This is a genomic window from Hyphomonas sediminis (assembly GCF_019679475.1).
In the GTDB taxonomy this organism is placed as follows: domain Bacteria; phylum Pseudomonadota; class Alphaproteobacteria; order Caulobacterales; family Hyphomonadaceae; genus Hyphomonas; species Hyphomonas sediminis.
This window is the reverse complement of the sequence record NZ_JAIEZP010000001.1, coordinates 2,742,180-2,755,212: the sequence shown is the minus strand read 5'-3', so window position 1 is coordinate 2,755,212 and position 13,033 is coordinate 2,742,180. Positions and strand designations below refer to the sequence as shown.

The following is a 13,033-nucleotide window of genomic DNA, read 5'->3' as shown; positions in this document are numbered from 1 at the left end:
GCTTACTCCTTGGGGCGAAGATGGGGATGTTTCAGGAAGTGGCGCTCGGCATAGAACAGCCCGGCGGCATGCAGCGCATGTTGCACGTCCATCTGGCCATAGTCGAGAAACTCCCGGTACGGCATTTCGAGGACTTCAATATCTTCGTTGGGGTCCAGTTCCTGGCCCGCGTCCTGCGTGCAGCCCAGCGCCAGGTAGAAATGCATCTTGTTGTTCTGGGTTGCCGGGTTGGGATAGCAGGTGCCGACCCACACCATTTCACTCGGCACATAGCCGGTCTCTTCGCGCAGCTCCCGCGCGCCAACATCGGCCCAGTTCTTCTCGTGCGGGTCCGAAACGCCGCCCGGCAGGCCCACCATCACCACCTGCGCAGCATGGCGATATTCGCGCCCCAGCACGACATTCCCTGCCGCCGTCACCGGGATCACGGTCACCCAGTCGGTCAGCTCGGTCACATGATAGGCCTCGACAATATGCCCATCCTCCCGCTGGCAGCGATCGGTTCGCAGGCCCATGAAGCCGTCCCGCAACACCTGCTTTGAAGAAAGGATCGTCCAGGGCTTGATCGTCACTCGGTCGTCTCCTTCAGGTGCCGTTTCAGGAAGTCCATCCGTGTGCGCATCAGGTGAACCTGCAGCGCTTCGCCCTGAATGCCATGCCGCTGGCCGGGATAGGTCATCAGCTCGAACACGCGGCCCATCTTCTGCAACTCGGCCATCAGGCGGGTCGTGTTGTCGAAGGTCACATTGTCGTCCGCCATCCCGTGCAGCAGCAGCAGCGGGCCTTTCAGCCCCTCCACATGCGCAAACACGGAAGAGGCGTGGTAGCCCTCCGGATTGTCCTGCGGCGTGCGCATGTAACGCTCGGTATAGAAGGTGTCATACAGCGCCCAATCGGTCACCGGCGCCCCGGCCATCGCGGCGGCAAACGTGCCCTCCGGCGCCTGGCCCAGTGTCATCAGCGTCATGTATCCGCCATAGCTCCAGCCCTCGATCACGACGCGGCCCGCGTCCACGAAAGGCTGTGCCTTCAGCCACGCTACGCCCGCCAGCTGGTCGCGCACTTCCGGCCCGCCGGTCTGTTTGAAGATCACATCCTCAAACTGCTTGCCCCGGTTCCATGTGCCGCGATTGTCCAGCCGGAACACGATATACCCCTGATGGGTGTAGAACTGGTCGGTCAGCGGCCGCCAGTCATTGGCCACCCGCTGCACATGCGGCCCGCCATAGACCGAAACGATCACCGGGTATTTCTTCGCCGGGTCAAATCCCGGCGGCTTCTGGATCGAGTAGTAAAGCGTCTGCCCGTCTTCAGCGGCCAGCGTGCCGAATTCCGGTACGGTATGTGCCGCCAGATAAGGCGCATACGGATGGCTGGCATTCAGCGCGTTTTCGTTGATCCAGGCAATGCGGCTGCCATCCGCCTTGTAAAGCCCTGTCTGCGGCGGTTGGGTGGGGGAGGAGAATGTGCCCGCATAGCTTTGAGCGTCCGGGCTCATGGCGATGGACCAGCTTCCGCCTTCGGTCGTTATGCGTTTGGGCTCAGGGCAGGAAAGCCGCATGGCGGCTGAACGCGGCGTCGTATCCACGCAGGCGGAGTCCGGAAGGCGTTTAGCGCCTTTTTCCTCGACTTCCGCACCGGTCCAGCCAAGCGAAACGGCGTAGAGATGCTTCTCCAGCGGCGTTTCCACAGAGCCCGTGAAATAGATCGTCCCGCTGTTGGCGTCATACCCTGCCAACGCATCCACCACCCATGCGCCACGGGTCACCTGCCGCATCTCGCCCGTCTCGGCATTGCGCCAATAGATGTGGCGGTATCCGTCCAGTTCATGCGTCAGCAGGATGCCGCCATCGGGCAGGGCCAGGAAATCGTTCGACAGGTTCACCCAGTTCTTCTGTTCTTCCGTAAACGGAGACCAGACGCGCCAGGGCTTCCCATCGGTGCGGTTATAGCGGATTTCGGTCTGCTCGCGGTTCACGGTCTGGAACCAAAGGCTGCCATGCGCCCAGTTCACGCGGGCCAGGTAATCGTCGGGGCCAACTTCGGTGATGCGGTCCGTGCGCTTGTCTTTCAGGTCGCGCACATGCAGCGCCACTTTCGCATTCGGCCGTCCCGCGCGCGGATAACGCTGGTCGATCACGGTCACCTTGTCTGCGGCAATGTCAAAGCGCGGGATAATGTCCACGCCGCTCTCGTCCACTTCGGTAAACGCCACATAGCGCTCGTCCGTGCTCCACCAATATCCGGTGTAACGGCTCATCTCCTCCTGCGCCACGAACTCGGCCACGCCATAGCTCACGGCGGCGTCAGGGCGCGCGTCCGGGCTGATCTGGATTTCTGTCTTCTCTTCGCGGTCCCACGCAAACACTGCCCCATCGCGGATGAAGCTGACAAACCGGCCTCGGGGCGAAACCTTGATGTCGTATTCAAAGGCGTCCGTCTCGGTAATCCGCGTCACCACGGGCTTTTTCGGCTTGGTCTTCGCGCCGGGCGCATAGGCCGCGCTCGGCGCCACGTCCACGAGGTAGATGTCGCCGCCCGCCGGAACGATCACGCTCGTCGCGTCGCCCCAGCTATAGTCGGCAATGCCGCGCACGCTGGCGATGCGCTTGCGCTCGCGCAGGGCTTTTTCCTCTTCCGAAAGCTCAGTGTCCGCCGGGTCCAGCAGGTCGGAATCCACCAGCATCGACAACTCGCCCGTCGCCACGATGAACTGCCACAGGTCAAACCGGCTGTGATCGTCCTCGCGCGGGCGCAGCAGGGTCACCCGTCCGCCATCGGGCGAGAACTTCACCCCCCGCGGCGCCGGGCCGGAGAGGGCAGGCGAGGCATAAAGGCGTTCCAGGGTCAGGCGCGGAGCATCGGTCATCTCGGCAGGGTCCTCCCGTGGGGCGCGCGCTTCCGCAGTTTGCAGGGTGGTCAGACAAAACAGGGCGATAGCAGCAAAGGCAGCCGCAAAAATGGTTCGGAAAAGCATGGCCGGGACACTAACGGAGATTCCGCCCCTGTCATCTCCCGCATCTGCGCCCTAGGTCGCGCTGGCGTTGAGAACAGTCACCGCCCAGGTGGAGGAAACCAGCGCGACAGCCAGGTCTGCAATGCCAATCACAATGCCCGCCAGCAGGCCCCGCCATATCCGCTGCCCCAGGCTGTAAACCGGCTCCAGCCCCCGGATCACGGTGGTGATATATATCACCAGCATCACGATCAGGCCGACCGCCGTCCACATGTCCATCTGGTCCGCCGTCACATATGAATACGCCACCGTCATCATCACGCCCATCAGCATCACCGGCAACAGCGTCGCGAAATACAGGCGAATGCGCACGGGCAGGGGCGTGCCCTTGCCCCAGATGTTCAGCAGCAGCGAAAACACTGCATGGCAGCCGAAATAGGTGAATGGATAGGTCACCAGCAGCGCCGCCAGATAGTCTCGCGTCGCCTCCTCATAAGTCATCCCCGGAAATTCGGTCCCCATCGCCTCCATCGTGCGCTGGGTGTAGGCAAACAGGCCCGATGTATCGTTCACCCACAGGAATTTGAGGAACACCACTGCGGCGATCATCGTGAAAACGAGGCGGATCGAGGGGGTGTACCGGCCCAGCCAGTCTGCGTCCCGCGCCGCCGTAAACAGCTTCGCCGGCGAAATCACCGACATGCCAACCGTCCGCAATGCCCGCACATTCAGGCCGAACAGGTCGTCCAGCAGCGCGTCCCAGCCCGAGACCTGCGTCATGTCATCGTCGCCAAAGCCTTTTGAGCCGGTTTTCGCGTCCGCCATCTCGTTTCCCCATGGTCTGCCGTCCCAGATGCCGTTCCCCCGGCGGGTGCACAAGCGAAAAACCCGTGTTTGCGGGACTCTGACTGCGCCCGATAAGCTGCGTATCGCTTGATCTTCTGCGCGCAGCAGGCCACATCGCGCCCAGCAGAATTAACTCCCAGCTTCGCAAAGGAACCAATGCCCATGGCCGGTCCCCAGATCGTTTACCACATGCAGGGCCTCACCAAGTCCTATCCCGGTGGCAAGAAGGTGTTTGAAAACATCCACCTGAACTTCCTCCCGGACGCCAAGATCGGTGTGGTCGGCGTCAACGGCTCGGGTAAATCGACCCTGCTGCGCATCATGGCGGGCGTGGACAAGGACTATATCGGCGAAGCCTGGGCCGCCGAAGGCATCAAGGTCGGCTACCTCCCGCAGGAGCCGAAGCTCGATCCGGCCCTCACCGCGTTTGAAAACGTCGCTGCCGCCTGCCCGGAAAAGCAGATGCTCGACAAGTTCAACGAGATCTCGAACAAGCTCGGCGAAGACTATTCCGACGAGCTCATGGAAGAGATGACCAAGCTGCAGGAGCAGATCGACGCTGCTGATGCCTGGGACATCGACTCCAAGATCGAAATGGCGATGAACGCCCTGCGCTGCCCGGACAACGATGCAGACGTGTCGAAACTGTCGGGCGGTGAAGTCCGCCGCGTCGCCATCTGTCAGCTGCTTCTCTCGAAGCCCGACATGATCCTGATGGACGAACCGACCAACCACCTCGACGCCGAAACCGTCGCCTGGCTGCAGAACTACCTCATCAACTTCCCCGGCTGCGTCATCCTCGTCACCCACGACCGTTACTTCCTGGACGACATCACCAGCTGGATTCTCGAGCTCGACCGTGGCCGCGGCGTGCCCTTCCAGGGCAACTACTCCTCCTGGGTGGAGCAGAAAGCCAAGCGCATGGAGCAGGAAGCGCGCGACGATGTCGGTCGCAAGCGCACTCTTGCCAAGGAACTTGAGTGGGTCCGTTCAGGCCAGAAGGCGCGTCAGGCCAAATCCAAGGCCCGTATCAACGCCTATGAGAAGATGGCGTCCGAGGCAGAGCGCGAGAAGGTGATGACGGCGCAGATCCGCATTCCCCCCGGCCCCCGTCTGGGCGGTGTCGTGCTTGAGGCCGAAGGGCTCAGCAAGGCCTTCGGCGACAATGTGCTGATCGAAAACCTGAACTTCAAGCTGCCGCCCGGCGGTATCGTCGGCGTCATCGGTCCGAACGGCGCGGGTAAGTCCACCCTGTTCAAGATGATCCTCGGCCAGGAACAGCCCGATTCCGGCGTCATGCGCGTCGGCGAAACGGTCAAGATCGGCTATGTCGACCAGAGCCGCGACAAGCTCGATCCCAACAAGAACATCTGGGAAGAGATTTCCGGCGGCACCGACCTTATCGACCTCGGCGGCGTCTCGGTCATGTCGCGCGCCTATGTCGGCGCCTTCAACTTCAAGGGCACCGACCAGCAGAAGAAAGTCGGCATCCTCTCGGGCGGTGAGCGCAACCGCGTCCACCTCGCCAAGATGCTGCGCGGCAGCCACAACCTCCTGCTGCTCGACGAACCGACCAACGACCTCGACGTGGAAACCCTGCAGGCGCTCGAAGAGGGCCTCGACAACTTCCCAGGCTGCGCCGTCATCATCTCGCACGACCGCTGGTTCCTGGACCGTATGGCCACCCACATCCTCGCCTTCGAGGGCGACTCCCATGTCGAATGGTTCGAAGGCGACTTCTCGTCCTACCTCGAAGACAAGAAACGCCGCCTCGGCGAAGACGCCGTGAATCCGAAGCGCCTGAAGTTCAAGAAGTTCTCGCGCTAACGCCGGGCGGCCTTGCCGCGCGCGTAACCCTTGCTACTCTCCCGGCCCTGAACAGGGTTGGGAGAGGGGCTCGATGAAACACACCATCACCGCCGCGCTCGCGCTTGCCGCCTGCGGCACGCCCGTGGCCGCTTCGCCGGAAACGCCTGCGCCCATCGCGGCGCCGCCCTCTTACGTGGCCGATGCCATGCTGGCGAAGACCTTGCCGGAAATCTCCGGCGAACTGGCGTCCGGCGAGATGACTTCGGTTGGGCTCACGCGCGCCTATCTCGCCCGCATCGAGGCCATCGACCGTGCCGGCCCGCGCCTCCAGTCCATCCTCGTCGTCAATCCCGATGCGCTCGCCCAGGCCGCCGCGTCTGATGCCCGCCGCGCATCCGGCGCCGCGCTCGGCCCGCTCGACGGCGTGCCCATCCTCCTCAAGGACAATATCGAGTCGCTGGACCCGATGGCCACCACGGCAGGCTCCCTTGCCCTGAAGGACAACATCACAGGCCGCGACAGCCCGCTCGTCGCTGGCCTGCGCGCACAAGGCGCCATCATCCTCGGCAAGACCAATCTCAGCCAATGGGCAAACTTCCGCTCCAACAATTCCATCAGCGGATGGTCATCCGTGGGCGGACAGGTTCGTAATCCGCATATGCTCGACCGGTCCCCCTGCGGGTCGAGTTCGGGCACAGGCGCCGCCATCGCCGCTTCGCTCGCTACTGGCGGCGTCGGCACGGAAACCAACGGCTCCATCATCTGCCCGTCGAATGTAAACGGCCTCGTCGGCTTCAAGCCCACCGTCGGCCTCATTCCGCAAACGGGCATCGTGCCCATCTCGCCCAGCCAGGATACCGCCGGCCCGATGACGAAAACCGTCACCGGCGCCGCGCTGCTGATGAATGCCATGGCGCCTGATGAGGTAGACTACACAGAGCATCTCTCCGGCGCCGCCCTGAAAGGCAAACGCATCGGCGTCCTGCGCGCTGCGCAGGGCTCCAATCCGGACATCATCGCCAATTTCGACAAGGCATTGCGCGAGATGCGCCAGCTCGGCGCAACTCTCGTCGAGATTGAAGAGAACGATATTCCCGGCGAATTCTGGCCCGCCTCGCTGCGGGTGCTGGAATACGAGTTCAAGGACAGCCTCAACGCCTATCTGGCCGATGCCGCGCCCGGCGTTGAAACCCGCTCGCTCAGCGATGTGATCGCGTTCAACCTGCTCAACGGCGAAGAAGAACTGCCGCTCTTCGGGCAGGATCTCTTCGAGGAGTCCGATGCCCTCGGTCCGCTCACGGATGAGGCGTATGTCGAGGCCCTCCGCCTCGTGCAAACCACCGCCCGTGAAAACGGCATAGACCGTATGTTGGCAGAGTTTGATGTCGACGTGCTCGTCTCGCCCTCCGGCCCGGTTTCGCCGCGAGTTGATCCGGTCAATGGCGATGTCTGGCCCGATTGGGCCGGGGCGGGCTTCCTCGCCGCCGTGGCAGGCTATCCCCACCTCACCGTGCCCATGGGCGAGGTGCACGGCATTCCCATCGGCGTCTCCTTCATGGGCGCGCGCGGCGCCGATGCCCACATCCTCGCCTATGGCTATGCCTATGAACAGGCGACCCTGCTGCGCCCGTCTCCGGCCTATCTAGAAACCGCTGAAGACCGCCCCGAAATCGCCGCCGCCATGCAGAAATAGGGCGCGGGGGATCAGTTCCCCCGCCGGGCCTCCATCCGCGCAATATAGTCGCGCAGCAGGCCCACCCGGCGTGGCCGGAAGCTTTCCCCGGTCTTCTCTGCCGCGGCGATCCGGTCGATGCGAAAACTGCGCCAGTCATCGCGCAGGCGGCACCAGGCCAGCAGCACCAGCACTTTCTCTGCGTAGAGAATCGTCAGGGGAAGGACGATCCGTTCTGTCGCCGCGCCTGCCTCGTCGCGATAGGAAAGGCGCAACGCCTCTTCTTCCCAGCACGCTGCGCGGATCAGCGCCAGGTCGCGCGCGGGCACCTCGCGCCGGTTGCCCCGAAACACGAAATGCACCGCATGCGTCGCTTCGCGCTGCTGGCGCTCGGGCAGGGTGGCGATTACCTTGGCCAGCGCCTTCTGGGCCGCTTCGGCTATCTGCTGGTCGCCGGAATTGCGTGCCTCGGCCAGGCCAATCATCAGCGCTTCAATCTCGATCCGGGTAAAGCTTTGCGGCGGCAGGGCCGGGTCTTCGGCCAGCACATAGCCATAGCCCGCCTCGCCCTCGATCCGCGCCCCGGCGGCCCTCAGCGCGCCAATGTCGCGGTAGATCGCCCGTTCGGAAACTTCAGTCTCCTGCGCTAGCCGCGCCGCCGTCACAGGCTGGGGCAGGGTGCGCATCAGGTGCAGCAATCGGAAGAGACGGTCAGTGCGGGCCATGGGCAGACCTTACAGAAAGCCTCCTGACGAAAACTGTCAGGAGGGGGCCACCATAGTGTCCCCATGCCGAGCCCGGCAAGTCGGCGCTCGGGAGACTGTGAAGGAACCCCCAAATGCTCATCCTCTATCACTCCCCCCATTCCCGCTCGACCCGCATTCTCGATCTCATCTATGCGATGGGCATTGCGGACCGCGTCACCATCCGCATCGTCTCCATCCCCCGTCAGGATGGCTCAGGCGGGCGCGATCCCCTCAATCCCCATCCCGAAGGCAAGGTGCCGCTGCTCATCCATGATGGCGTCGAGATCTGGGAAAGCGCCGCCATCATGCTCTACCTGGCAGACCTCTTCCCGGCAGCGGAATACACCGTCCCGGCGGGCGATCCGGAGCGTGGCCGCTTCCTCTCCTGGATGACCTGGTATGCCGGCGTGATGGAGCCTGTCATCCTCCATGCCTATGCCGGTATCGATCACCCGCTTCTCCACGCCACCTATCGCGGTATGCCGGAGTTGACCGATCGCCTCTGCCGCGCGCTGGAGCGGGGGCCGTGGCTGATGGGCGACCGTCTCACGGCGGCAGACATCCTCTGCGCCTCGCCTTTCTTCTGGTTCAAGGAATCGACGCCGGACGACCCCCTGATCCATGACTGGCTTGCCCGCCTCGCAGACCTCCCCTGGCAGGCCACAGTCATGGAACTCGAAAACTGGCACATGGCCGCCGCCTGACATCACGCGGCGCGGACCGGGCACAAATCGGTCCGCGCCGTCCCCGAAAAGTCCCAAAAAGTCACTGTCTGACACTGTTTGTACCCACAACGACGCCCCCAGACACAACGCGCCCCCCTCTCCCTCTGGGAGAGGGCCGGGGTGAGGGCCTTCCGCCCTCTGGGCCCGTCATCCCGGTTTCGCTGCAAGCGAAGACCGGGACCCAGCAAAGCCCACCCATCCTTCGACTTCGCTCAGGATGAGCTTCTTGGGCACAGCATTTCGGAGCTCATCCTGAGCGAAGTCGAAGGATAGAGCGGGCACCCCTATCCACCCCTCATCGCCCGTCCCCACACCACAACCCGCAATCGTATCCACCCCTCCGCCGGCTGACTTATACTGCCAGGGATGACACCCCAGATCGCCCGCCTCTATGCCCATGTATTGCCAGTCTTCTGGCCGTACCTCTGGCTGCAACTGCGCGCGATCTTCAAACGGCAGGATGTCGAGCTTCGCACCCTCCTCATCGCCGTCACCAAATGGGGCCGCATCCACATCGTCAGCGTCGGCGACCATTGGCGCGCCTACAAGAAACCAGCGCTCACGAAACCGGAATGGAGCGATCCCGTCTGGGAATCCGATCTCCCGACGAACCTCGCCCAGGCCCCGTTGGCGTTTTCCTGTCGTTTTGGGGACGCCTCAAACACCCCACCTCCCGAAGCTCATCCTGAGCGAAGTCGAAGGATCAGCGGGCTCGCCCCCGACACGTCCTAAGCGCCCGCCAACCAACCTCCGCTCATCCCCGCGAAGGCGGGGATCTCCCTCAACTCTTTCCCATCTCGCAGCGCACCCCGCCGGCCACGCCCCAAAGCGTGCGTTCCGGCCAGCAGCGCTGGCCTGTGAAATTCTCAGAAAATCCTTGCCTTCGGGGCCTCGATCCGCACAGTCCCTTCCGGGAAATCTGGGAGAGTTCGAATGACTGGTACGGAAGTGGCGCCAACACAGAAAGGTTTTCTCGGCTTTGTCGAGAAAACAGGCAACAAACTGCCTGACCCGGTTTTCCTGTTCTTCTATCTGATCGGCATCCTGATCCTGATCTCGGTTGTCTGCGCCATGCTCGGCGTTTCCGCCGTCCACCCGACGCAGCTGAACGAGGACGGCACTTCTGTTGTGGTTACAGCAGCCAGCCTCCTGTCGCCCGACAATATCCAGCGCCTCTGGGTGCAGATGCCTGCCACGTTCACCCACTTCCACCCGCTCGGCTATGTGCTTGTCGTGATGATGGGGGCAGGGGTGGCCGAGCGCTCCGGCCTCTTCTCTTCGGGCATGCGTGCCGCCGTTCGCGGTGCCCCCAAAGCGCTGCTCACGCCAGTCGTTGCGCTGATCGCGATGCTGTCCAACCACGCTTCGGATGCAGGATATGTGGTGCTCATCCCGCTCGCCGGCATTCTCTTCGCCGCCGCCGGACGCCACCCGATTGCCGGTATTGCTGCTGCTTTTGCCGGTGTTTCCGGCGGTTTTTCCGCCAACATCACTCCCGGCCAGCTCGACGCGCTGCTTTTTGGGATCACCCAGACAGCCGTGGATAATTCCGGCCTCGTCGACGGCCTGCATGTGAATATTGCGGGCAACTGGTTCTTCATCACCGTCCTGATGGTGATCTACCTGCCGCTCATCTGGTTCGTCACCGACAAGATCGTCGAGCCGCGTCTTGGCAAATGGACCCCGTCTGAAGCCCAGGCCAAGGATTTCGGCGACGAAGACAAGCCGCTGGACGCCGGCCAGAAGAAAGGCCTCGCTTATGCCGGACTGGCCTCGCTTGCCGTTGTTGGCCTCTGGCTGTTCATGACCTTTGGTCCCGGCACGCCCCTGATCAATGAAGCTGCCTGTGCCCCTGGCACAATCGAAGCGGGTGACTGCTCGATCCATGCCACCCTGGCGCCGCTCTACCAGTCGCTGGTCGCTGGCTTCTTTCTGATGTTCCTGTTCGCAGGCTGGGCCTATGGCGCAGCCGCCGGAACCATCAAGAATCACCGCGATCTCGTCGCCATGATGGCCGAGGCCATGAAGGATATGGGCTATTACCTCGTCCTGGCATTCGCTGCGGCCCACTTCGTTGCGATGTTCGGCTGGTCGAACCTTGGCTTCATCACTGCCGTTCACGGCGCCAACGCCATTGAGGCCAGCGGCCTGCCGCTGCCTGTGGTGCTTGGCCTGATGGTTTTGTTCACTGGTTTCCTGAACCTGTTCGTCGGCTCGGCGTCTGCCAAATGGGCGCTGATGGCGCCGGTTCTTGTGCCGATGCTTATGCTGCTCGGTATCTCTCCAGAAGGCGCCACGGCGGCCTACCGCGTGGGCGATGGCGCGACCAACATCATCACGCCGCTCATGGTGTATTTCCCGCTGATCCTGATCTTTGCCCAGCGCTGGGTGAAGGGCTTTGGCCTTGGCAGCCTCACGGCACTGATGCTGCCTTATTCGGTCTGGCTGCTGCTGTCGGGCGTGATCCTCACGGTTGCCTGGTTCTATCTTGGCATTGATCTTGGTCCGGGGGCTTCGGTGCGTTTCGAACTGCCGGACGCCGTTGCGATTCCGTAAACCGCCGGGATTTCACGTCAAAAGAAAACGCCCTGACCGACGGTCAGGGCGTTCCTGTATCTGAGAAGGAATTGCAGGCTGCAATCAGCTGCGCTTCTTGGTCTTCACATTCTCGGTCATCGAGTTGATCTTATTGATCAGCGCGTCAGCCGAGCCGTTATTCTGGTCCAGCAGGGCGATGAACTGGGCGCGCTGTTCAATGGCGAGCCAGATCAGGTTGCCGTCGAGGTTCAGGGCCACGTCAACGACCTGATAATCGCCTTCCTTGCCCTGAACGCGCCAGCGCACGTCCATATCCTTGCCGTCCTGACGCTTGATCACGGTGTTGACGATCGAGTCGGTTGCGGAGCGATCCACCGAGTTCTTCACGGTCACTGCTTCGCCGCGGTAGGCGTCGAGTTCGTTTTCGTACACGGCCATCGCATAGTTGCGGAAAGCTGTGCGGTAGGTCTTCAGCTCGGCGGGGGTAAAGCGGCGGCTGTATTTGCCGATCACGAAGTTTGAAATCGCATCGAAATCAGCGAACTGGTCCATGTATTCGCTGAACTTTGCAGTCCGTTCCGGCGCGGAAAGGCTGGGGCTGTTCAGCGTCGCCAGCACTTCGTTGGCGTTCTTTTTAACATAGGCTTCAGTCTTCGCGTCAGCGAATGCGGGCAGCGCGCTGAGCGAGATGGTTATGGCCATGGCGGCCGGGAGGATGAAACGCTTCACTGTGAAACTCCTTCTTCAGGGGCGGCCCCGACTCCCTCTTCGTTTTCCTGAACTTCGTCGTCGTAATCGTCGAATGCGTCGAAATCAGGGAGATCGTCATAGGCGGTCGCTTCGTCGACCTTTCCATTAAGGATCTCTGCCTGACGCGAAGATGAATAAATCCGTCTAAGGGCTATGTAGGGCTCTGGTTGTGCATTGAGCGCGTCGATCTGGTCGTCAAACCGCACGCGTATATTCAGGCCATTCACGACATTCATGCCGCCACGAATGGCGAGGTCTGTGTCCCAATCGTCGTCATACTGGACGTAGGAAAGGGGATCTATTGCCCGATCCACGCCGAATCCGACGAGATCGCGCGGCGTGGTGGGGCCAAGAAATGGCATGACGAGATAGGGCCCGCTTTCGACCCCCCATACGGCAAGCGTTTGGCCGAAATCTTCGCGGTGACCATCGATTCCCATGTGGGACGCTGCATCCCACAAGCCGAGAACGCCGACCGTCGTATTGATTCCGAACCGCGCGAAGGTGGTTCCGGCGCGGTTCCCCTCGCCCTGGAGCACATCATTGGCAAAGATGACCGGGTTTTTGAGGTTGGAGAAGAAATCTGCCACGCGATCGCGGGCAAATTCCGGCGTGACGGTCTTGTAGGCCGTCGCCGCTGGGGAAAGGGCGTACTTGTCCAGCCCATTGTTGAAGGCAAACATCTTGCGGTTAAAGCCTTCATACGGATCGGCAATTTCGGTCGGTCCTGTCGCAGGTGCGGTGGCGCAGGCGGCAAGCGTCATGGCGAGGAGCGCAGCACCGGGGAGGGCGGTTTTCATGCGTTCAGTCGATCCTTAGGAACAGCTTTCGGTGGAGAAGCGATGTAAGTCATCAGCTGTTGACGTGGCATATGCTTTCAGAATCAAATTAAGTCAACGGATGATGACAAGCGGCGTGAATACAGTTGTCGGGAGATGGAGTTTCGCATTTGAGCATTCAACCTTCTGCCAAGAATTGATCCGCACCGTGT

At 62.1% G+C, this 13,033-nt stretch carries 11 protein-coding genes; 5 read left to right on the top strand and 6 right to left on the bottom strand.

Features of this window, described 5'->3' with window-relative positions:
- Positions 1-2 precede the first annotated feature (2 nt).
- The 3 genes from K1X12_RS13540 to K1X12_RS13530 form a co-directional block, all read right to left on the bottom strand.
- Complete coding sequence (locus tag K1X12_RS13540; protein ID WP_220988092.1) at positions 3-572, bottom strand: NUDIX hydrolase; 570 nt, start codon at positions 570-572, stop codon at positions 3-5.
- Positions 569-2,869: a S9 family peptidase gene (locus tag K1X12_RS13535; protein WP_220988091.1), complete on the bottom strand. Its 2,301-nt coding sequence runs from the start codon at positions 2,867-2,869 to the stop codon at positions 569-571. Before K1X12_RS13535 ends, K1X12_RS13540 begins: the two co-directional genes overlap by 4 nt.
- A gap of 159 nt (positions 2,870-3,028) precedes the next feature.
- On the bottom strand, positions 3,029-3,781 hold the full coding sequence (locus K1X12_RS13530; protein WP_220988090.1) for a hypothetical protein: 753 nt from the start codon (positions 3,779-3,781) through the stop codon (positions 3,029-3,031).
- Positions 3,782-3,964: 183 nt separating this feature from the next.
- Between K1X12_RS13530 and ettA the strand changes: the two genes are divergently transcribed.
- Complete coding sequence (ettA, locus tag K1X12_RS13525) at positions 3,965-5,629, top strand: energy-dependent translational throttle protein EttA (RefSeq protein ID WP_220988089.1); 1,665 nt, start codon at positions 3,965-3,967, stop codon at positions 5,627-5,629.
- A gap of 73 nt (positions 5,630-5,702) precedes the next feature.
- Complete coding sequence (locus K1X12_RS13520; protein ID WP_225907984.1) at positions 5,703-7,304, top strand: amidase; 1,602 nt, start codon at positions 5,703-5,705, stop codon at positions 7,302-7,304.
- A gap of 11 nt (positions 7,305-7,315) precedes the next feature.
- Here the strand turns inward: K1X12_RS13520 and K1X12_RS13515 are convergent, their stop codons facing one another.
- The gene (locus tag K1X12_RS13515; RefSeq protein ID WP_220988088.1) at positions 7,316-8,008 is read right to left on the bottom strand and encodes a helix-turn-helix transcriptional regulator; all 693 of its coding nucleotides are present in this window, start codon (positions 8,006-8,008) and stop codon (positions 7,316-7,318) included.
- Positions 8,009-8,121: 113 nt separating this feature from the next.
- Here K1X12_RS13515 and K1X12_RS13510 point away from each other — a divergent pair, with 113 nt between their 5' ends.
- The 3 genes from K1X12_RS13510 to K1X12_RS13500 all read left to right on the top strand — a co-directional run bounded on the left by K1X12_RS13510 (position 8,122) and on the right by K1X12_RS13500 (position 11,310).
- Positions 8,122-8,733, top strand: a complete 612-nt coding sequence (locus K1X12_RS13510) for a glutathione S-transferase family protein (protein ID WP_220988087.1) — start codon at positions 8,122-8,124, stop codon at positions 8,731-8,733.
- A 387-nt stretch (positions 8,734-9,120) separates the two neighbouring features.
- Complete coding sequence (locus K1X12_RS13505) at positions 9,121-9,486, top strand: hypothetical protein (RefSeq protein WP_220988086.1); 366 nt, start codon at positions 9,121-9,123, stop codon at positions 9,484-9,486.
- Between the two features lie 201 nt (positions 9,487-9,687).
- Complete coding sequence (locus K1X12_RS13500; RefSeq protein ID WP_220988085.1) at positions 9,688-11,310, top strand: AbgT family transporter; 1,623 nt, start codon at positions 9,688-9,690, stop codon at positions 11,308-11,310.
- Positions 11,311-11,394: 84 nt separating this feature from the next.
- On the opposite strand, the gene K1X12_RS13495 is transcribed toward K1X12_RS13500, so the two are convergent.
- Both K1X12_RS13495 and K1X12_RS13490 read right to left on the bottom strand, forming a co-directional pair.
- A complete protein-coding gene (locus K1X12_RS13495) occupies positions 11,395-12,021 on the bottom strand; it encodes an MlaC/ttg2D family ABC transporter substrate-binding protein (protein WP_220988084.1) in 627 nt (208 codons plus the stop codon).
- The gene (locus K1X12_RS13490) at positions 12,018-12,842 is read right to left on the bottom strand and encodes an MlaA family lipoprotein (RefSeq protein ID WP_220988083.1); all 825 of its coding nucleotides are present in this window, start codon (positions 12,840-12,842) and stop codon (positions 12,018-12,020) included. Before K1X12_RS13490 ends, K1X12_RS13495 begins: the two co-directional genes overlap by 4 nt.
- Positions 12,843-13,033 lie beyond the last annotated feature (191 nt).